The organism is Paenibacillus sp. FSL H7-0690, assembly GCF_037980415.1.
Taxonomy (GTDB): Bacteria; Bacillota; Bacilli; order Paenibacillales; family Paenibacillaceae; genus Paenibacillus_AQ; species Paenibacillus_AQ odorifer.
In genome coordinates, this window is record NZ_CP150281.1 from 930,698 (window position 1) to 951,559 (window position 20,862).

At 43.0% G+C, this 20,862-nt stretch carries 14 protein-coding genes and 1 riboswitch; of the genes, 11 read left to right on the forward strand and 3 right to left on the reverse strand.

Annotated elements, in window-relative coordinates:
* Positions 1 to 129 precede the first annotated feature (129 nt).
* Positions 130 to 331: riboswitch (cobalamin riboswitch) on the forward strand.
* Positions 332 to 493: 162 nt separating this feature from the next.
* The 6 genes from MHI32_RS04175 (at position 494) to MHI32_RS04200 (ending at position 10,998) form a co-directional block, all read left to right on the forward strand.
* Positions 494 to 5,173: an S-layer homology domain-containing protein gene (locus MHI32_RS04175; RefSeq protein ID WP_340011939.1), complete on the forward strand. Its 4,680-nt coding sequence runs from the start codon at positions 494 to 496 to the stop codon at positions 5,171 to 5,173.
* 71 nt (positions 5,174 to 5,244) lie between these two features.
* Positions 5,245 to 6,234, forward strand: a complete 990-nt coding sequence (locus MHI32_RS04180) for a DUF4430 domain-containing protein (RefSeq protein ID WP_340011940.1) — start codon at positions 5,245 to 5,247, stop codon at positions 6,232 to 6,234.
* Positions 6,234 to 7,124, forward strand: a complete 891-nt coding sequence (locus MHI32_RS04185; RefSeq protein ID WP_081391938.1) for an energy-coupling factor transporter transmembrane component T — start codon at positions 6,234 to 6,236, stop codon at positions 7,122 to 7,124. Before MHI32_RS04180 ends, MHI32_RS04185 begins: the two co-directional genes overlap by 1 nt.
* The gene (locus MHI32_RS04190) at positions 7,097 to 8,767 is read left to right on the forward strand and encodes an ATP-binding cassette domain-containing protein (RefSeq protein ID WP_076305187.1); all 1,671 of its coding nucleotides are present in this window, start codon (positions 7,097 to 7,099) and stop codon (positions 8,765 to 8,767) included. The genes MHI32_RS04185 and MHI32_RS04190 overlap by 28 nt, the downstream gene beginning before the upstream one ends.
* Entirely contained in the window at positions 8,749 to 9,477 is a 729-nt protein-coding gene (locus tag MHI32_RS04195) for an ECF transporter S component (RefSeq protein WP_036684891.1), read from the forward strand. Before MHI32_RS04190 ends, MHI32_RS04195 begins: the two co-directional genes overlap by 19 nt.
* A gap of 504 nt (positions 9,478 to 9,981) precedes the next feature.
* Positions 9,982 to 10,998: an Abi family protein gene (locus tag MHI32_RS04200; protein ID WP_340011941.1), complete on the forward strand. Its 1,017-nt coding sequence runs from the start codon at positions 9,982 to 9,984 to the stop codon at positions 10,996 to 10,998.
* Between the two features lie 184 nt (positions 10,999 to 11,182).
* Here the strand turns inward: MHI32_RS04200 and MHI32_RS04205 are convergent, their stop codons facing one another.
* On the reverse strand, positions 11,183 to 12,457 hold the full coding sequence (locus MHI32_RS04205) for an MFS transporter (RefSeq protein ID WP_339171432.1): 1,275 nt from the start codon (positions 12,455 to 12,457) through the stop codon (positions 11,183 to 11,185).
* Between the two features lie 69 nt (positions 12,458 to 12,526).
* On the reverse strand, positions 12,527 to 13,438 hold the full coding sequence (locus tag MHI32_RS04210; protein ID WP_340011942.1) for a winged helix-turn-helix domain-containing protein: 912 nt from the start codon (positions 13,436 to 13,438) through the stop codon (positions 12,527 to 12,529).
* A gap of 318 nt (positions 13,439 to 13,756) precedes the next feature.
* On the opposite strand from MHI32_RS04210, the gene MHI32_RS04215 reads away from it, so the two are divergent.
* Positions 13,757 to 15,109, forward strand: coding sequence for an MATE family efflux transporter (locus MHI32_RS04215; protein ID WP_340011943.1), 1,353 nt, complete (start codon positions 13,757 to 13,759; stop codon positions 15,107 to 15,109).
* A gap of 19 nt (positions 15,110 to 15,128) precedes the next feature.
* The gene (gshAB, locus tag MHI32_RS04220; protein WP_340011944.1) at positions 15,129 to 17,459 is read left to right on the forward strand and encodes a bifunctional glutamate--cysteine ligase GshA/glutathione synthetase GshB; all 2,331 of its coding nucleotides are present in this window, start codon (positions 15,129 to 15,131) and stop codon (positions 17,457 to 17,459) included.
* Between the two features lie 80 nt (positions 17,460 to 17,539).
* Here gshAB and MHI32_RS04225 read toward each other — a convergent pair whose 3' ends face one another.
* Complete coding sequence (locus MHI32_RS04225) at positions 17,540 to 17,983, reverse strand: hypothetical protein (RefSeq protein ID WP_036684901.1); 444 nt, start codon at positions 17,981 to 17,983, stop codon at positions 17,540 to 17,542.
* A 184-nt stretch (positions 17,984 to 18,167) separates the two neighbouring features.
* Between MHI32_RS04225 and MHI32_RS04230 the strand changes: the two genes are divergently transcribed.
* The 3 genes from MHI32_RS04230 (at position 18,168) to MHI32_RS04240 (ending at position 20,823) form a co-directional block, all read left to right on the forward strand.
* Positions 18,168 to 18,722: a hypothetical protein gene (locus tag MHI32_RS04230; protein ID WP_076179117.1), complete on the forward strand. Its 555-nt coding sequence runs from the start codon at positions 18,168 to 18,170 to the stop codon at positions 18,720 to 18,722.
* A 239-nt stretch (positions 18,723 to 18,961) separates the two neighbouring features.
* The gene (locus MHI32_RS04235; RefSeq protein ID WP_081383601.1) at positions 18,962 to 20,326 is read left to right on the forward strand and encodes a Dyp-type peroxidase; all 1,365 of its coding nucleotides are present in this window, start codon (positions 18,962 to 18,964) and stop codon (positions 20,324 to 20,326) included.
* Positions 20,327 to 20,328: 2 nt separating this feature from the next.
* Entirely contained in the window at positions 20,329 to 20,823 is a 495-nt protein-coding gene (locus MHI32_RS04240) for a hypothetical protein (protein WP_076179118.1), read from the forward strand.
* Positions 20,824 to 20,862: the final 39 nt, after the last annotated feature.

Here is a 20,862-nt window from a genome sequence, read left to right on the forward strand (position 1 = left end):
AAAGAAATTATTTGAATAACCCTACTCGTAGAAATTGGTTATTCAATAGGATTATCTCTAGCTGCCCGTTATACAAAAAAGAAATATAACATGACAAAAGCATATATATTAGATATGATGAAGCATGAAAATTTAAAATTAGAAATAGGTGCCAACTATGAATGTTGCGGAAGTACAATCATAGATTGGTTAAATGGAAAGCGGGTGTGAATCCCGCGCGGTCCCGCCGCTGTGAAAGAGGAGTCCTTGCAAAATGCCACTGGGAAACTGGGAAGGCAGCAAGGGTGATGATACTTGAGCCAGAATATCTGCCTTTTTCTGTTACACCATCAAACTCTACGATCGATAGAGAGGTGCTTGAATAGTGTTTGCCAGCTATTACTGTGGTTCACTATCTTAACCTCTTGACGTTTATGTTGAGTGGTTTTTTTGTGGTTATGAGAAAGTTTATTCTGTTTTTTATCATAGGTATGAAGGGAAGGGTTATGGAAAAATGAAGAAAAATAAGTTTTTAGCGTGGTTACTTATTGTAGCTGTATTTATTACGACATTCTCTACAAGTGTAATCCCGGCTCAAGCAGATGGAGCAAGCTCTACCCTTAAAGGGTATGTATCTGTATCCGTAGAGAAATTCACCTTAGGCCAAGGGTATATTAAGGAACCTATTAAAGTTCCGATTTATGAAGGCGATAATGGCGCATCTTTAATAACACGTGCGCTAGGTGATGGGAATTATAGATATTTAGGAAATATAGATAGTGGTTTTTATTTATCAGAAGTTAAAGATAGTGGCAGAAGCGAAGTCAATATTCCACAATATATTTTAGATATGATTTCAGCCGATGGGAATACAGTCAGCACTAAAGCAGACCCCGAGTGGTTAAGTCAGTTTGACTACACCTCCATGTCGGGTTGGATGTATGCAGTAAATAATGTGTTTCCTCCGTTTGGGATGACCGATTATAAGCCTCAAGACGGTGACATCATTCGAACTCAGTTCACCACTTATGGCTATGGTTCTGATCTTGGCGGCTGGGGGGAAATCCCAGTTCAACTTGCCAATAAGGATGCTTTAACTGCGGAAATCGCCGAGATTAACAGTGCCCCTAATAAAGAAACTATTTTGGACAGACCAGTAGTGCAATCGGCAGTTTATGAAGCCTATTCCGTGCTCGAAAACATGGCAAGCTCTCAAATAAGTGTAGATCATGCGCTTGTCGGTCTTAATAATGCATTAGACATAGAACCCCCTGTTATTACAGTAAGTGGCATACAAGATAAACAGGAAGTATCCAATAAAGAAATAAGCTTCAAAGTAGCTGTCACAGACAATGTATATAGTGACATTACTCCAGAAGTGAAGCTGAATGGAGTTACTTTATCACCTGCAAATGGGGAGTATAAAGCTACTCTGAATTCAGGCAGTAATGCAATTACTGTAACGGCTCTTGACGGAGCTGGAAACAAAACAAATGTAACTTATCAGGTTACTTACAAACTGGAAACTTCAGTTGCCGTCAAACAACAGTTAGATAAAAACCTTGCTTATATTTTAAATACTGTAAAGAATCCAACGTTTGGAACAGGCAGCGGAGAATGGTCGATCCTTTCTCTGGCCCGGGCGAACTATACAGTACCTAACGGTTATTACGATCTTTATTACAACAATGTAGCAACGAAAATAGCATCAATCATTAAAGAGGATGGAAAACTCGACGCCAATAAAAGCACAGAGAATTCCAGAGCAATATTAGGACTTACCTCTATCGGAAAAGATATCACAAATGTTGCGGGATATGATCTGAGAAAAGCACTCGCTGATTATCAATATATCCAAAAGCAAGGCAATAATGGTCCGATTTTTGCTCTGATTGCGCTAGATAGCCATAACTATGAGATTCCTGTAGTTGATGGAGTTACAGAACAGACCACAAGAGAAAAACTAGTTCAGTACATTTTAGATAAAGAGGTTAAAAAAGGTACAGCAGAAGCTGGTGGCTGGGAATTAGGCGTAACCAAAGCCGATGTCGATATGACTGCGATGGCGATGCAAGCTCTTGCACCTTATTATGCATCCCGTGATGATGTAAAAGCTGCCGTGGATCGGGCCATCCAATGGCTGTCCGATAACCAAAACAATCAAGGCGGATTTACAAGCTGGGGAAGCACTAGCAGCGAGAGTATCTCGCAGGTAATTGTAGCCTTAACTGGTGTAGGCGTAGATCCGCACACTGACGCTAGATTTGTTAAAAGTGGAAATTCGCTTATTGATGCATTACTTAGCTTTGCTGCACCTGAGGGTGGATTTAAGCATATCCTCACAGACAAAGTGGACAATATGGCGACGGACCAAGGTACGTATGCTCTTGTGTCCTATGATCGTCTGATCAATCATAGCAACCGTCTCTTTGATATGAATGATGTGCAACTGGAACAACCAGAAGAACCGGGGCCTGGGCAACCAGAGGGTCCGAAAGAACTTCCGTTACCTTCTGGGGAGAACCCGAAAGTTGAAATCCCAAATGACGCTAATGATTATATCGTTCCGATCAGCGCTGGAGATAGCAACAAAGAAATCACAGTAGCTATTTCAGAAGAAAATCAATCAAAGGTTAGTGTCAATTTACCAAGTAACAGCGACCTTCCTCAGATAGAGGCCATAAAAGGTAACGTATCTGTAGTCATTCCTAAGGGTGCAAAAGTTACGAGTGGGGATGCCTCAACGATTGAACTGATTTCAGCTTTAACCGGTGCAGAATCTGCACTAAAAGATAGTGTGAATCAGATTATTCCTGGGGACAAGAAGCTTGATAACATTCTTCAAGCATTTTCCATGGGTGGTAGTGCAAGAGTAGAATTTAGTCAATTTATTACGTTAACCTTTAAGGACCTTAAAGGAAAAGAAGCTGCTTATATTCAAAATGGCACCCCTCATGCCATTCAAAAATTTGCAAGTGATGACTTAGGTTTTGCAAGCGGTAAGTCTGAGTATGCCTATGATAGTGGAAATGACTTAATTGTAAAAACCAATCACTTCACTGACTACATTGCGTATGCTTCCAGTGCAGTACAAACACCTGGCGGCGACGGTGGTAACGGTAATGGTAGCGGAAATGGTGAAGGAAATGGCGGCAACAATGGTGGCAACAATGGTGGCGGAACCACTCCATCGAAACCATATGTAATCCTGTCCGTGGATAAGCTTACGATTAATAAGGGATATGTTGTTCCATCTGTACAGGTAGAGCTACAATCTGGTGACACAGTGTGGTCTGTACTAAAAAGAGTGCTGGATAGCCGCGGTATCGACTATAGAGATTCCTGGAACAGTGACTTTGGAAGTGTATATGTTGAATCCATAGCTGGTGATGGGGAATTTGACCATGGCAGCGGCAGTGGATGGATGTATAATGTGAATGGGAAATATCCTAATTATGGAGCATCTTCATATGACCTAAGTTCCGGGGACAGAATTCAGTGGCGTTATACTACGAATTTGGGTGTGGATCTAAATGCACCGATACCAACTACAAGCCCTACTCCAACCCCAACGCCTAAGCCTGGTGCTACTCCTGCTCCTGGTGGGGGAGCTAATCCGGAAGCCGGCGTTGATCCAAATGTGAGTCCATCTCCAACAGTGACTCCTAAGGATCCTACCCAGAACACGAATGATATTAAACAACTGTATACAGATGCTGATAAGATCTCTTCCTGGGCCTATTCAGCGATTGAAACAGCTACAGTAAAAGGATATATCCAAGGTAATAATGGCCAGGTGAATCCGAAAGCTTATATCACAAGAGCGGAGTTCACTAAGATTCTCGTTTCTGCATTAGAACTTGATATTAAGAGTGATAAAGGCATTACCTATAAGGATGTCGCTCTAGGTGATTGGTTCTATCCATATGTGAATGCTGCGCATAAGGCAGGTCTAATCACAGGCTTTAATAATGAATTTAAGCCAAATGACAAGATTACTCGTGAGCAGATGGCAGCAATTATCGTCAGAGCATTGGCCATCCCGGCGACGAAGCCAGGAACAGCGATTAAAGATATCAACACCGTATCGGCATGGGCCAAAGCAGATGTAGAGACCGTTGTTGCGACTGGTTTGATGTTAGGTGATGATAATCAATTTAAACCTAAAGAGCTTGTAACTAGAGAAATGGCGGCTGTTGTAGCTACTAGAACCCATGATTATAAGAGTGGGAACAAAGTGGTTAGTCCGACTATTCAGAATAAAGCAGTTAGTTCTTATATTCAGAACACAGCTGCCTTTTTGCAAAAAACAGTAACAAACCCGGTTATCTCCTCGGTTGGCGGGGACTGGACAGTGTTCGGGCTGGCTCGTTCAGGCGTGAAGGTTCCAGATAGTTATTACACTAAGTACTACGCGAATGTAGAAGCAACTCTTAAAGAAAAAGCTGGGAAGCTGCATAGCGTAAAATATACGGAATATGATAGAGTTATTTTGGCATTAACTTCAATCAACAAAAATATTGATAAAGTGGCGGGTTATAACCTACTGGAACCGCTCGCGGATTTTGATACTGTAATTAAGCAAGGTATTAACGGACCTGTGTTTGCTCTCATTGCACTGGACAGTAATCATTACGACATTCCAGTGGTTAAGGATGTAAAGACGCAGACGACTAGAGAGAGGCTCATTGATTATATTTTGGGCAGAGAGATCAGCGGTGGTGGATGGGCACTAGGCAGTAATGCTACAGCGGCTGATCCAGATATCACGGGGATGGTCATTCAAGGCTTAACGCCTTATTACAAAACCAACGCCAAAGTAACAGCTGCTGTGGACCGGGGGATTGCTTGGTTATCCAAAACACAGACAGCAGACGGTGGTTTTGCAAGCTGGGAATCTACAAATTCCGAAAGCATCGCTCAGGTGATTGTAGCTTTAACTGGCCTTGGTATTGACCCGCATAAGGATTCCAGATTTATTAAAAATGGACATTCCGCAGTAGACGCATTGCTTAGTTTTGCTGCACCTGAAGGTGGTTTTTATCACGTGAAGCAGGGTGGAGTAGGCAATGGAGGCGCGCAACCAGGAGAAGTAGATCTTATGGCTACGGATCAGGCGATGTATGCACTGGTTTCCTATGATCGGCTCGTTAATGGCCAGACCCGTCTTTATGATATGACAGACGTCAAATAGAATTATATTTAGAGAGATAAGCAAGGGTAGCGTGTATACCCTTGCTTATTATTTAAGGTGGGACTAGAGAAATGAACAAGAAGAAATGGTTAACCGTGATACTAATCATAGGTGTATTGGCTATCGCCTTCTTTTGGGGCGGGGATTACCAGAAGAGCCCAAACAAGGTCGCAAATAGTAGCGTTGAGACACAGGTTATAGAGCCAGAGAACACTGCTTCCGCAACAAATGATGATGTTGAACCCACTGAGGCCATCGCTACCGAGACAACAGAGATAACACCGTCAGCTACGCCAAGTGAAACAGCTAAGCCCATTGAAACCCTAAAACCAAATGAATCGGCAACACCAACGGAAGCTGTAACACCAACAGGAACTGCAGCACCAACAGAAGTTGTAACACCGGTCGCAACAACAAAACCTGCTGCAACGAAGCAACCGACCGCAACGCCGAAAGCGGCTAAAACGTCCGTGCCGGAAACGAAAGCGACGGCAAAACCCGTAACAAAACCTGATTCAAAAGTAGCGACAACAGAAACCAAGCAGGAACCGAAAAAGGATAAATTTCTTACCGATCCAGTGCCAAGCGGGAAACCTAAACCAGTGGAATGGCAAGATGCAACGGTAGATAAGAAGAAGCAATTAACGGCTACCTTGTCCGTCTCAGCAGCAACAATTTTAGATAACATGGATATTTTTAATCAGGATAAGCTTGAAGTATTGCCGGCAGATGGTATCATTTATAAAGCGCAGAAGGTAACCTTTTATGAAGGTGAGTCTGTGTTTGATGTTTTACTAAGAGAAATGAAAAAGAATAAAATCCATATGGAATTTAGCATGACGCCGATCTATAACAGTAATTATATTGAAGGCATAAATAATCTGTATGAATTCGATGCTGGAGAGCTCAGTGGATGGATGTACAAAGTAAATGGCTGGTTCCCTAACTACGGCAGTAGCCGTTATGTTCTCAAAGATGGAGATGTCATTGATTGGGTATACACTTGTGATCTAGGTCGAGATGTGGGTGGTTATGTAGCCACAGGAGGAGCTCAGAAATAATGAAGGATAGCTTTTCTACCTTTCATCCGTTTGTGAATTTTCTATATTTTGTTGTTGTATTGCTGTTTAGCATGGTGTTCATGCATCCTATATTTCAAGTGATTGCCCTTATTAGTGCTGTAGCCTACTCAATTATGTTAAAAGGAAAAAAGGGCATCCGATTTAATCTGCTTTACATGATTCCTTTTCTGCTGTTTATGGCAGTGATGAATCCTGTTTTTAATCACCAAGGGGTAACGATCTTGTTCTATTTAAACAACGGGAACCCTATTACGAAGGAATCGATTCTTTATGGCGTGGCAGCGGCGTGTATGTTTGTGACGGTAATTATTTGGTTCTCCTGTTATAACGTCGTGATGACCTCGGATAAGTTTATTTATATATTCGGAAAAATACTGCCGGCACTGTCGTTGATTTTTTCGATGGTGCTTCGTTTTGTTCCTAGATATTTAGCGCAAATCAAGGTGATTTCGAATGCTCAAAAATGTATAGGCCGGGATGTCTCACAGGGAAATCTCCTCGCGCGTGCGCGGAATGGCATTACGATCCTCTCCATTATGACCACCTGGGCTTTGGAAAATGCGATTGAGACAGCAGATTCCATGAGATCGAGAGGGTATGGATTGCCGGGCCGTACAAGCTTTTCTATCTTTCGGTTAGATGCCCGAGACAAAGTAGCCCTCTTGATCATGACAGGCTTAATTGCGCTGGTAGCCGTAGGGGCAGTGATGGGTGAGAACACCATGAGATTCCATCCGTCGATTAAAGCGAGCGCAATTACGTCCTTTAGTATTCTTATATATATCGCTTATTTTGCGTTATGTATGATCCCAGTGCTCATCAATATGGTGGAGGCAATGAAATGGAAATCTATCGAATCGAAGAATTAAGCTTTACTTTTCCTGAACAAGAGCAAGCGGCTCTTTCGAATATTAATCTTACGATTGAAAGTGGAGACTTCATTACTATTTGTGGAAAGTCAGGCTGTGGCAAAAGCACTCTGCTTAGACAACTGAAAACAATTCTAACCCCACATGGCAATCGCCAAGGGGCAATTTATTATAAGGGTCAACCTGTAGAGGAGATTGATCAAAGAACGCAGGCAGCGGAAATTGGTTATGTACTCCAAAGTCCGGACAATCAAATAGTGACAGATAAAGTATGGCATGAGCTTGCCTTTGGGCTGGAGAGTTTGGGGTATGATCATTCTACTATTCGTCTGCGTGTGGCGGAAATGGCCAGTTTTTTTGGGATCCAGACCTGGTTTCATAAAAGTGTGACTGAGTTATCAGGCGGCCAGAAGCAGCTGCTTAACTTAGCCTCCATAATGGCTATGCATCCCTCGGTTCTAATCCTCGATGAGCCTACCTCCCAGCTAGATCCTATTGCGGCTTCCGATTTTCTGGAGACGGTCAAAAAAATAAATCGTGAGCTGGGAACAACCGTGATCATGACCGAGCATCGTCTAGAGGATGTTCTTCCGCTTACAGATCGGTTGATTGTGCTGAATGAGGGAGTTGTGATCGCCGATGATACCCCGCAAAAGGTGGGCGAGGCTTTAAGTAAGCTGAACCATCCGATGTTTCTGTCCATGCCCTCACCGATGCAGATTGTTGCAGGAGTAGATCATGACTTAGCGTGGCCTGTGACTGTGAAGGAAGGGCGCCAATGGTTGGATGCTTTTCTAAAGGGTAAGACTCCTGCAACGATGGCAGAAACTCAGCCTAGCACGAAAGAGGCCGGCCCTGTAGTCATAAAGTTTAAGGACGTATGGTTTAAATATGATAAAAATGGACCGGATATCATTAAAGATTTGTCGTTTGAAGTGAAGCAAGGGCAATTTTATTGTATTGTTGGCGGGAATGGAACAGGGAAGACATCGACGCTGTCGCTGATGAGCGGGATCCTTCAGCCATACAGAGGGAAGGTTCTTATCGGCGGGAGCAACCCTGCGAAGATGAATGCCAAAGCGTTGTTTACTAACAATCTGGGCATCCTCCCGCAAAATCCGCAAACCTTATTTGTGAAAAAAACAGTCGAGCTAGATTTATATGAAATGTTATCCCAGCTCTCTTTGACGAAGGAAGAAAAAACCGCCAGAGTTGAAGCTGTGGTAAAGTTCGCAGAACTGGAACATCTCCTCTCCATGCATCCGTATGATCTCAGCGGGGGAGAACAACAGCGTGCAGCGTTGGCGAAGGTGCTTTTGTTAGAACCGAAGATTCTGCTGTTGGATGAACCGACCAAAGGACTGGATGGACCCTTCAAAGAGAAGCTAGCCGTATTCCTGCAAAAGCTCAATGCCGAAGGCGTTACTATTGTAATGGTCTCGCATGATGTTGAATTTTGTGCCAAATACGCTGAGGTCTGCGCCATGTTTTTTGATGGAAGTATCATCACTACGAATGAAGCACAGAAGTTTTTTGCGGGAAACAGCTTCTATACAACGGCCGCCAACCGTATGGCGCGTCATGTATGGAATGAGGGAGTAACGATAGAGGGTGTGATTGATTTATGTCAAAGAAGCAGATAACGGATCGTCGTTTGAGTCGTCGAACTTTATTAGCGGCACTACTAATCCTCATAGTCATTCCAGCTACGATTTTATTAGGCATCTTTGTGCTAAATGATCGGAAGTATTATTTTATCAGTCTATTAATTGTTATCTATACGATGATTCCTTTTGCGATGGTATTCGAGAACCGGAAGCCGCAGGCGAGGGAGCTGATCGTTATAGCGGTGTTAGCAGCCATTGCCGTGGCGGGACGCGCAGCCTTTTTTATGTTGCCGCAGTTTAAGCCAGTGGTTGCTATTGTCATCATCGCAGGGGTAAGCTTGGGTGCGGAGGCAGGGTTTCTGGTTGGCGCTGTTGCAGGCTTTGTCTCGAATTTCTTCTTTGGGCAGGGGCCTTGGACGCCTTGGCAAATGTTTTGTTTTGGCATCATTGGCTTCCTGGCGGGCATTTTCTTCAAGAAGGGTCTGCTTAAAAAGAATAAGCTGTCGCTGTGTATATTCGGAGGCTTAGCGACGTTTTTCGTATACGGAGGCATTATCAATATAGGCTCGCTGATGATGTTCACTTCAGAGTTCTCATGGCCGGCTTTAATGACCACTTATATTTCAGGTTTTTGGTTTGATATGGTGCATGCGATCTCGACGGTGGTGTTTTTGTTTTTTATTGCTAATCCTATGATTGAGAAGTTGGATCGGATAAAAACGAAATATGGGTTGATTGAGCCTTAGGTTCTTGGTATTAGCTTTTGGAGGTTTGTGCGCTTTTTACGCTGGCGGACGCTCCGCTTTTCCACAATCAGTCCGTTCTCTCCGCTGCTATCAGCGCGAATTCCAAAACACAAACACACAAACACAAATACAAACTAAAGGCTCAACGCCTCCCGCTTCGGTTTTTACCGGAAGGGGGAGGGGAACTAGTGGCTACGAATCAAGCCACTGTGACAAACCACTGAAAAGAGAATATACCTAGTAGCGATGCTCTTAGGTGAAGACTTATAAAAACAGGCGATGTTCCGGTATCCGGTATCGCCTGTTTTTGTCGATTCTGTGGAGTATCTCATTCATTATGCCAAACGTCCTAGAAGTTCATATCCCTATTTTTTTATTTAATGTATAATTCAGAGTGGTTTTTAACATTTTCTTACGAAAAATGGAAGTAAACTAGGTAGCTCGCTCATTTAGAAAATTATAGAACCTTTAAATAAATAGATTAAAAATAATGGGGAGATTTATTTGAGCACACATGTTACCAAAACATTCAAGTCTTTAGACCAACAAATTGATTTATTAAAAGAAAGAAAACTAATTATTAGAGATGAAGAAAAAGCTAAACGACATTTATTAGAAAAGAATTATTTTGACTTGATAAATGGATTTGAAACATTGTTATTAACTGATTCAAAAGCTACTAATAAAGAATACAATGGTCTTTTTTTTGAAGACTTTTTATTGTTGTATGATTTTGATAAAAAATTGAATTTAGAGATTTTGAAAATTTTAGATAAATTTGAAATTCGTTTGAAATCTTCTATGGCATATCGGTTTTGTGAAAAACATTATTTAAATGCTTCTGATTCTGCATGTTACATTGATATTAATAAGTATACGAATCCACGTTCAAATCATTTGAGTTTACCTAAAGATTTAGCTAAGAATATTTCAGGACATAAAATATTTCAGGCAAATATTTATTTCAATGGGGCTACGTATAGTAATTTCATTGAGCATTGCAGAGCTAAATATCCTTATATATCTACTTATGATCACCCGCCGTTCTGGGTGACTATTAAAGTCCTTGAGTTTGGTTCTCTCTTTAGTTTATTATTAGGATTTGAAAGAGATGTTTTTGAAAAGGTCATTGAAGATATGGGGATGAAGTACATTGATAAACAAAAGTTTATCAACTCAGTACGAATTTTTATTGAATTAAGAAATACTTGTGCACATTTTCAATTAGTTAATAGATTTCGGACATCGAATCGTTTAAGGATTGATTCGGGTTTGATAAATGATTTAGGTTTAAGAACCAAAATTAATACTGCAGGAATTTCAACTTATTATGAAATAAGACTATATGACACTTTATTAGTATTTTCCCAGTTTGAAAGTCTAAAAGATATAGAAAAGCTATTTAAAGATTTTTATTTTAGACGTTGTAATTCAAAACGTGAAAAAAGCTTAATGGTAAAGATGTTCGAAAGAATGGGGCGGGGAAAGCATTCAGATTGGTTTAAACTAGGTATTAAATGATTTTTTCTTTATTAATTTTAGAATATATGTTATTATTTATACATAAAATAATCGTGCGTGACGGCGAGTTATCCGAGACAAAGGTTAACTGTATAGTCAAAAAAAGAGATGCTTATAAGCATCTCTTTTTTTTTATTCATTTCATCATAAATAATTAAAATGAATTTTTTAAACCTATTACCATCTATCGCTCAGTTACAACACTTTGCGATGAACTTTGCACCACGGGGCGCCGATGAGTGGCTTCAAGTGTGGAGAGGTCACCGTCCAGTGTTTTGAGTCCGGGGAGCAGCAAGGCTGCGCTGGCGCAGAGCATTGGAAGCAAGCCGGCGATGACAAAAAGTGCAGGCACACCATAGAGTTCAGCAATCGCGGCGCCGGCAAAAGCACCAAAAGGCTGTAAACCGCCACCGATTAAAAAACGGATGGAGTTGACTCTTCCTTGCAGATTGCTCGGAACCAGACGTCCATGGAGTGAAGAGCTTAAGGAGCCGAAGAAGGGGCCTATCGTTCCGGTGGCGAATACGGCGGCGAGAGCAAAAGAAAAACTAGGAAATAACCCCCATAATGTTGTAACTAAACCGATGGTCCCCAGACTGCCGAGCATGACAAACCGCCTCTTTTTAATTTCCCCTATCATGGAAATGACGCTTAGCCCGACTAAGGTTCCAAGTGCGAAAACTGTACTAAGTGTGCCCATCGTCGCCGCATCACGGTGGAGCACTTCGCGTACAAAAGGAACCATCATGGTCCAGACGGCAATGGAGCTTAGATTACTAATAGAGGCCATCATCATTATCGTAAGCATGGCGGGGAATTGTTTATAGAAGGTAAAGCCCTCAGCTATTTCGCGAACGTAGATGGCAATGGAGAAACGGCCTGGAGCTGGAGAGGGCTTGGGTAGCTTCTGCAGACACAGCAAGGTAGTGATGGCCGCAACGTAACATAACATGTTGATGCTAAGGGCTGGCAGCGCGCCACTGGCAGCGGTCAACGCCCCAGCCAGGGCGGGGCCCAGCAAGACTGCTGCACTTTTACTGCCATCGATGATAGCAAAAGCCCGCACCAGCTTCCGGCTATCGGCAACGCCGGGAATAACAGCCATGGCTGTTGGCATGAACAGGGCGGCGCAGGCCCCGCTGAGACCAGCGGCGACAAACAGATGCCACAGCTGCAGTTGGCCAGCCAGACCCATGCCAAGTGGCAATGCTATAGCCAGCAGGCGAATGGCTGCCAAGCAGGCCATAAAGCGTACCCGGTGGAGTCGGTCGGACAGCGGCGAGCCCAGCAAGCGCAGCAGCAGCTCAGGTATGCCGGAGCTGAGCGCGAGTGCTCCCATCGCTAGTTTGGAACCCGTCAGCTCATAGACGAGCCATTCCATAGCCAACAAGCCAAAAGCATCCCCAAAAGCACTTAAAGTTATGGTTGAGAGTAAACCATAATAGCTGCGTTTTATCATAGCCTGTTTGCTCCTTTCTTATATTTCTCGCATATACACTTACCGTCCTTATAAGGACGCTTAAGGCGTTTATGCTTGACTCTCTAGATATGACCCAATCTGCTGCGGTAGCCCATTTAAGGCTTCCAATCGCAGGCTGTACGATGTGCTTTTAACGTTGGTATGGACAATGACCAGTCCTGCTGCGCGCAGCGCGATCAGATGGTAGTGGATTGTACTTTTAGAAAGTCCGACTTCCCGCACGATTTCCGTGAAATTCAACTGCTTGCCTGTAAGCAAACGAAGGATATACAGCCGCGTCTCATCCGAGAGTGCCCGGGTAAGGCGAAGTAGTGCTGGAGCAGGCCGGCCAGCTTCCGGAGGGAGAACATCACAAGAGTAGCTAGTGAACACGAATTCATCAAACATAGAGGTGGTGACCAGTGGGCGGGCATGATATTGCGGAATGATAATGACCTGCTTCAGACGTTCGGTTGGATAGAGACGCATTCCGTCGGTTGCTGCTTCAAAGACTTCCATATCATTGTTCCCATTCAGTATCGTTCGTCTTGACTCGGCTTCCTGTTCAAGCCCTTTGAGGATATTAGGGTCGATTCCATTGAAGTAACCCGCGTTCCATTCGCGCAGGATGTCAGAGGCAGTGTCCCTTAGCTCGGAAAGATTAGAGGGGACCGATTGGCCGAAACGTCCAGATATTTCATACAGTTCACCCGAAGTTAACCCGTCAAACCAATCCAGAAAGCTGCTAACCGAACGTTCTACTGGACAGCACCAAATGTAGGGAGCCAAACTGAAATCATCAAGTTTCTTAACGACCTCTTGCATTTTACGAAGCAACATCGGGGCAAATCTTGCTTGGACTTCACGTACCCAGAGCTTACCGGAATCCATAGCAGTATGGTTCTGCTTGCTTAGAAAAACAGTCATACTGTTCACACATTCATACATGGGGGCAAAATCGACTTCTACTTTATATTTCATGAGCTTCTCCATCCTTTGAGTAAGTTACTGAAACATTTATTAGTTCTATAATTATAGAACTTTTTATTTGTTTTATTGTAAACGAACTATATTCCATTTTCAATAGCTTTTCGACTGAAAACAAAAGAAATTTTAATTACGAAAAAAAGACAGTTCCGGTAGGCACATTTTGTGCACTAGGAACTGTCTTTTGACGTCTACACAATTTATATAATTTTTAGGAGTTCTGAGTAGATTGCTCAAATATAATCAATTGATTATATAAGTGTTTGGTTATATAATAAATCTGAAACTCAGATGAAGAAGGTGTTTTTAGATTTGAAGGAATTGCAGGGCATGAATGATTTGACTCAGGGTCCTATTATGCCTACCTTAATGAAATTAACGCTTCCCATTATTGCGACGAATTTCATCTCCACAACCTATGGCCTCGTCGATATGATTTGGGTTGGAAGATTGGGAAGTGGTCCTGTTGCCGCGATTGGCACGGCGAGTTTTTTCATTAATCTAGCGATTGCATTGTCGACTATGATTACGATCGGTACAGGGATTAAGGTTGCGTTTTGTATGGGATCTGGCCAGATAGAGAAGGCTAAATCTTATATGAAAAACGGGTTTACGATGTCTATTTTATTAGGACTTCTCTATATGAGTTTAGTTCTGTTGACCAACAATCAGTTGATTGGTTTTTTTGATCTTGGAAGTGATGAAGTTGAACGGATGGCACGACAATTTTTAATGATTTCGATCTTCGGGACGGTATTTTCCATCGTAAATACTTTGTTTGCCACACTCTTAAACTCGATGGGAAATAGTAAACAACCGTTTCAGATCTTCTCTGTTGGTCTTATGGTTAATATCGTCCTTGATCCATTTTTAATTTTTGGCTGGGGCAGTTTTGAAGGTTGGGGAGTAGCGGGGGCAGCCACGGCAACATTGACAGCGAACATCTTAGTTACGGCTCTTTTTATCATAAAGACAAGAAAGTCAGAAATCATTTCGAACACATCAGCATGGGACATTCGTCAAATGAAAGAAGTAATTCGTATGGGACTTCCGATCACAATCCAACGGGTCACCTTTACGCTCATATCGATCGTCATTGCTAAGATCATAGTACGTTTTGGGGCGGATGCGATTGCGGTGCAAAAAGTAGGGATTCAAATTGAATCTATTTCTTATATGACTATTGGAGGACTACAGGGAGCTATTGCTGCCTTTTTTGGACAAAATTATGGAGCACGCCGATTGGACCGTATAGGGCAGGGATATCGTAAGGCTTTGATCTTAACCTCCATCTTTGGCGTGATCATATCGCTTATATTTATTGCGTTCCCGCAGCAGCTATTTTCCTTGTTTTTATCAGATCAGACAAGCCTGGAATTAGGCACTGATTATATGCGCGTCATTGGCTACTCTCAATTATTTATGTGTATGGAATTAATGACAGTAGGTGCGTTTAACGGCATTGGCCAAACTCATATCCCGCCGATCTTCAGTATTACATTTACTGCACTGCGAATTCCACTAGCCTTGATTTTATCCGAACCTTTTGGCCTGAATGGGGTGTGGATGTCGATTGCTCTAAGCAGTGTGTTTAAAGGGGTTATTCTTGTGTTCTGGTTTAGAAGATCTTTATTCAAAATGAACAAACAGCAGATAAACTACTAAGCAAAGGATGATCGTTGAAATGGCTTTATTAAATCGTAAACTCATACAGCTTCTGAGGGATAACCATTTGAATAAGGAGCTTTTTCACGGCGAATTTGGATTGGAAAAAGAAAATGTCAGAGTGGATCCAGAGGGAAGACTTGCGCTGACACCACATCCTAAAGCTTTTGGCAACAAAATGGAGAATCCGTATATTCAAACCGACTTCTCAGAGAGTCAAATTGAAATGGTCACCCCCTCTTTTGATTCTATTGATGAGACTTATAACTTTCTGGAGGCGCTGCAGGATATTGTGTCGCTTGAGCTCAAGGAAGAATATCTGTGGCCAAGTAGTAATCCTCCAAGGCTACCGAATGATCAGGACATCCCCATTGCCAAGATGGGTAATCCGATTGAGGATGAATACAGACATCAGCTAGCAGACAAATACGGTCGCAAAAGACAATTGCTGAGCGGAATCCATTACAATTTCTCTTTTGATGAACAATTTCTGAGACAGCTTCATGACATAGCAGATCCACAGGTGAGCTTTAAAGAATTCAAAGACGCTACCTACTTAAAAATAGCCCGTAACCTATTGCGGTACCGTTGGCTTCTTATCTATTTAACAGGCGCCAGCCCTGTTTTTGATAAGACTTATATGGAACAATGTGTTGCTCGCGGGGAATCAGATGACGACAAAAGCTTTTATTATCAGAATATGAATTCACTGCGGAATAGCGAATGTGGGTATCGAAATGAAAAACCTCTTTATGTATCTTTTGCTTCGTTAAAGGATTATGTTCATGATTTACAAGCTTTGATCGAATCGGAAGAATTATTAAGTGTAAAAGAGTTTTATAGTCCGGTTAGAGTGAAGACAGCAAGAGGCAAACATCCTTTAGAGGAACTGATGCAAGATGGGATAGCTTATTTGGAGCTTCGGTTTATTGATTTGAATCCACTCTACAAAATAGGAATCGGCAAAGAAACGATGATTTTCATTCATCTTTTTATCCTGTATATGCTGCTGAAGGAGGACGAACCGTTCGGAGTAGAGGATCAGAAGATGGCGAATCTTAATCATGATCAACTAATCATGGAAGGAATAAAGGGATGTTTGCATGATTACGGGGATTCATGTACAACGATGGAGCAGCAGGCATTAACTTGTATTCATGAGATGCAGAATATGATCCAACTGTTGAACCCGGAGAATGAAGTGTTTTTGAACGTATTGCATGGAGCTAAGAATAAAATTGTAGAGCCAGACCGGAGTTTTGCAGCTATTGTGAAGTCGGAAGTTCAACAATCCTCTTTTGTACAATACCATCTGAATAAAGCTAAACAATATGCTAAGGAAAGTCTTGCGAATGGATACCGTTTTGTGGGATATGAGGATCTGGAGCTATCTACACAGCTTCTTTTGAAGGCAGCGGTTAAACGTGGCATTAAGTTTCAATTGATCGATCGGGAAGAGAACTTTGTAGTTCTTACGCAAGGTGATCATAAAGAATATATTAAGCAAGCTACGAAGACCTCCCTTGATTCTTATAGTACGGTATTAATCATGGAGAATAAGATCGTTACGAAAGAAGTTCTTAAACAGCAAGGCATTCGTGTTCCCGCAGGAGAAGCTTTTCGAAATCTGGAAGAGGCAATGAATGCGCATGGCACTTACCGTAACAAGGCTATTGTGATTAAGCCCAAATCAACCAATTTTGGACTCGGCATTACTATTTTTACAGACGACTTCTCTAAAGAAGATTATCAAAAAGCCTTCGAAATCGCCTTCGAGTTTGATCGAACAGTGCTACTAGAGGAATTCATGACGGGTAAAGAATATCGTTTTCTTGTCATGGGTGATGAAGTAGTCGGAGTATTGCACCGGGTTCCTGCAAATGTGATTGGAGATGGTGTACATACGATTGAACAACTAGTGCACGAGAAAAATAAGGATCCGTTAAGAGGCCGTGGGTACAAGACACCACTTGAGAAAATTCAGATCGGTGAAGCAGAAGCGATGTTCTTGAACAACCACGCTCAGGCTTGGAGTGATATTCCTCCATTAAACGAAGTCATCTATCTTCGGGAGAACTCTAATATTAGCACGGGTGGTGACAGCCTGGATTTTACGGATGAGATCCCAGATAGTTATAAGGCTCTGGCGATTCAAGCGGCTAAAGCTGCGGGCGCTACTTTTTGTGGAGTGGATATGATGATTGATGACATCAAGGAAGAAGCCAATGATACGAACTATAGCGTTATTGAGATTAACTTTAATCCAGCGATTCATATTCATTGTTATCCTTATAAAGGGAAGAACCGAAAGGCGGATGAACGGATTCTGAATCTATTATTTGGGGAATAAACAGAAGCTCAACCAGTACCTTTGGTTGAGCTTCTGTTTTTAAAGGGGCAATTCGCTCCCTCACCCACTACATGTTCATGTTAGGAGTTACCCGCAGCTGCAACGCCACTAAAGTTTCTGGCTTGGACATTATTAAAGGGATCTGTTGCAGCTGCATTTGTGAAGATCTCTGCTGTGTACTGAATTTGACCTGTTGCGACAGCCGCTGGTGGTGGAATATCTACTGCTGTAAAACCGAAGGCTTCATTTTCTCTGCTGATCGCAACCCCAAATGTCGTGGTGAAAATGATCGTTCCGTTTCTGCGAACATTAACGGTATTGGTATTGAAAAGAGGATTGTTTTCTACTTTTAGAAATCCGGTCAAAAGTACGCGGACATTGCCTTGATTCTCAGCCGACACGCCTGCGGTCTGAATACCAATATCCCCAAAAACAAGGGGAGTCGCCGCTAGTGGAATAACTGCTGGTGTAGCATCCGAAGCAGCTTGGTTGGATAGTCTTAAATCTACAAACTGAATGGTCATCTTATATTCACCTCCTAGAAATAGAATATGATAGAAGGAGAGTTAACTCTTGGATTTGCTATATAATTCATCAGCTACCCACTTGCATGGCTTGATGATCAAGTGTTAAATGAAAGAAGGGTTAGAAGTTTAAGGAAAGGCGGGAGCTATTATCAAATATAGGAATAAGTCTAAAAGGATATTATTGATTTCATTGATGCTGTTGGCAGTAGTTATCATTGGTGCGGTGGTGCTTGGGGAACGCGGAGGAATAATGAGTAAATCCGAGAGCTCTTTCAAAAGTCCTGCTGAACCGTCGCCCCTTATCATTACACATGAGAATAGTACAGATGCTATAGAGAATTATGTCATTCTAAAGACGAGCTGGAATGGAGCGGACTATGATCGGGCTTCCTTTTACTATACGGCTTGGCATAGTGAACCTACGCTTCTAACGGGGCTGCATCGTTTGAAACCAGGGGAGAAACTGCAGGTCGACTTTGGAGATTACGCACCGAGTGAAGTCACAGTAAAGATGGCCTATCTAACTGAGAGCTTTGATGAATCGCAGCTTCCAATTGTAGAAGTTCCTGTAACACTCGTCGAAGGGAAATATGAATTTGTGAACCCTCCAGCATCCACCAGTGATATTCCCACTTCGGGTCGCGTCTTTAGTGTTATAGCTAGATGGGGTGAGAACATCTGCGAATATGTCTTCGCATCAGATGGCAAGTTTGATAACTATGAATATGATTTGTGAGGTTAGTCGAAGATAAGAGATGTTCTAAAGCCGGTCCGGTTTTAGAATATCTCTTTTTTGTCTCGATTTTAGACAAATCTAACGATGTGTCTATTTTTTAGACAATGTACCGTTATTGTCTAGTTGGGGAGGACTGTTAACCTGATTAACCATTTAGGGCTAAGTTTAATTAGATCGAGAGACGGATGAGAGAATACCCGTTTTTAATATTATGAAAACAACTTTAAGACGAGGGAGGAGTGAGCGTCATAGGTACAGAAACGGAAGAACTGAATTATGATGACATTCAAGGAATCGTCTTACAAGAACGGCCTACCCCCTACGTAGGAACCTATGTATTGCTGTCTATCGATCATCAACAGGACGGGAAAGTGATGCTGAAGCGGCTTCTCGACGAAGTGACGTCGGCCGGACAGTGGAATAATCCTCACGAAGGTGCTTGGGTCAACGTTGGTTTTACCTATCAAGGACTCCAGAAGCTGGGGATTCCCAAGGAGTCACTCAACAGCTTCGACCTGGAGTTCCGGGAGGGCATGGCTGCCCGGGCAGCTAAGCTAGGGGATGTAAACGAAAGCAGCCCGGAGCACTGGGAAGACCCGCTGGGTACTGACAAAGTCGATGTGGCGCTTGCTCTGTTCGCGCCCACCAAAGAAGCGCTGCTACAAGCAGAAGAAGCAGCCCGTCGAATCCACTGCGAACTGAATGGTGTATCCGTCGTTTACCAGCTGGATGTCGGAATGAATCCTGACGGACGTACTCATCTGGGCTTCATGGATGGAATCAGCAATCCGAGAATCGAAGGAAACCATATACCCAATGCGGTGGGACAGGAAGCGGAGATTAAAGCCGGTGAATTCCTGTTCGGGCATTTAAATGAATCCGGCACTATAACACAGGGACCACAGCCGGCAGAACTTGGCCACAATGGCAGTTACCTCAGTTTCCGCAAATTGCATATGAGGGTCGCGACTTTCCGTCGTTATTTGCGGGAGCATGCGGATAACCGGGAAGAGGAAGAACTTTTGGCCGCTAAAATGGTAGGAAGATGGCCGAGCGGAGCCCCTTTAAGTCTGGCTCCTGAAGCAGATGACCCGGCACTGGGCGAAGACGTCAGCCGACGGAACGCATTTACGTACGGGGATGATCATAAAGGGTTGAAATGTCCGGTAAGCTCGCATATCCGTCGTGCATTTCCCCGAGACAGCTTGCAGGATTCGGTTGTTAATGTGAACATTCACCGGTTGCTCCGGCGGTCAACGATGTATGGCCCTATACTGCCAAAAGGTGTAATGGAGGATGATGGTCAGGATAGAGGCCTTATTTTTGCAGGTATATGCAGCTCATTGTCCCGCCAATTCGAGTTTATCAAGAGCGATTGGTTAAATGGAGGCAATTTCGCGGGCATGTCAACCGAGAAAGACCCTATTACCGGTAAGAATGAGGGGGAAGGGATGTTTACCATTCCGGACAAACCTATTCGCCACCGGATGAAAGAAATTCCAAGTTTTTCAATCACCAAAGGCGGGGAGTATTTCTTTGTTCCCAGCATGACTGCATTGCGGTGGATGGCAGAGTTGGATCAACATACATCTAAGGAGGAATAAACATGTTAGAAAGACAAGATCAGACTAATCCAATTACAAGCGCTGGACGTGCCGGCCTGCGGGAAGGTGAAATATCTGAGCTTACCATCATTGCGCCGCTTAAAGAAGGTGGGGCGGATCGTCTCCGTGAGAAGCTGAAAAAAAGTGCATCGAGACAAGCCGAAACGATGGCGAAGATCGCGACCGTTCACGACATGCGCTTCGTAATCTTTGATAACGACACGCGGCTGTTGTTCGCGACGGCTTATGATGGCGACTGGGATAGTTATATCGATGATTTTGGAACTGAAATTCCAGAGTTGTTGAATAACATGTTTAATGAAGTGAAGGATTTTCCGGGAATTGAATCTTCGGAAGCGAAAGACTTCATCGCCAACCATCAGATCACTGCATCCGGCTGGTACAGTGCTTATCCCGATGCCACGGTCAGAGATATTTGGCGCGGACAGCGAATTACGAAGGCCTGGAACGACTTGCTTGACGCATCACAAAGCTAAAAAACTAGAAAAGGGGGCCTTGTCCCCTTTTCCTTCCTG

Coding starts and splice junctions, on each gene's coding strand:
- MHI32_RS04175 (WP_340011939.1), top strand. CDS start 494: ATGAAGAAAAATAAGTTTTTAGCGTGGTTACTTATTGTAGCTGTATTT.
- MHI32_RS04180 (WP_340011940.1), top strand. CDS start 5,245: ATGAACAAGAAGAAATGGTTAACCGTGATACTAATCATAGGTGTATTG.
- MHI32_RS04185 (WP_081391938.1), top strand. CDS start 6,234: ATGAAGGATAGCTTTTCTACCTTTCATCCGTTTGTGAATTTTCTATAT.
- MHI32_RS04190 (WP_076305187.1), top strand. CDS start 7,097: ATGGAAATCTATCGAATCGAAGAATTAAGCTTTACTTTTCCTGAACAA.
- MHI32_RS04195 (WP_036684891.1), top strand. CDS start 8,749: ATGTCAAAGAAGCAGATAACGGATCGTCGTTTGAGTCGTCGAACTTTA.
- MHI32_RS04205 (WP_339171432.1), bottom strand. CDS start 12,457: ATGATAAAACGCAGCTATTATGGTTTACTCTCAACCATAACTTTAAGT.
- MHI32_RS04210 (WP_340011942.1), bottom strand. CDS start 13,438: ATGAAATATAAAGTAGAAGTCGATTTTGCCCCCATGTATGAATGTGTG.
- gshAB (WP_340011944.1), top strand. CDS start 15,129: ATGGCTTTATTAAATCGTAAACTCATACAGCTTCTGAGGGATAACCAT.
- MHI32_RS04225 (WP_036684901.1), bottom strand. CDS start 17,983: ATGACCATTCAGTTTGTAGATTTAAGACTATCCAACCAAGCTGCTTCG.
- MHI32_RS04240 (WP_076179118.1), top strand. CDS start 20,329: ATGTTAGAAAGACAAGATCAGACTAATCCAATTACAAGCGCTGGACGT.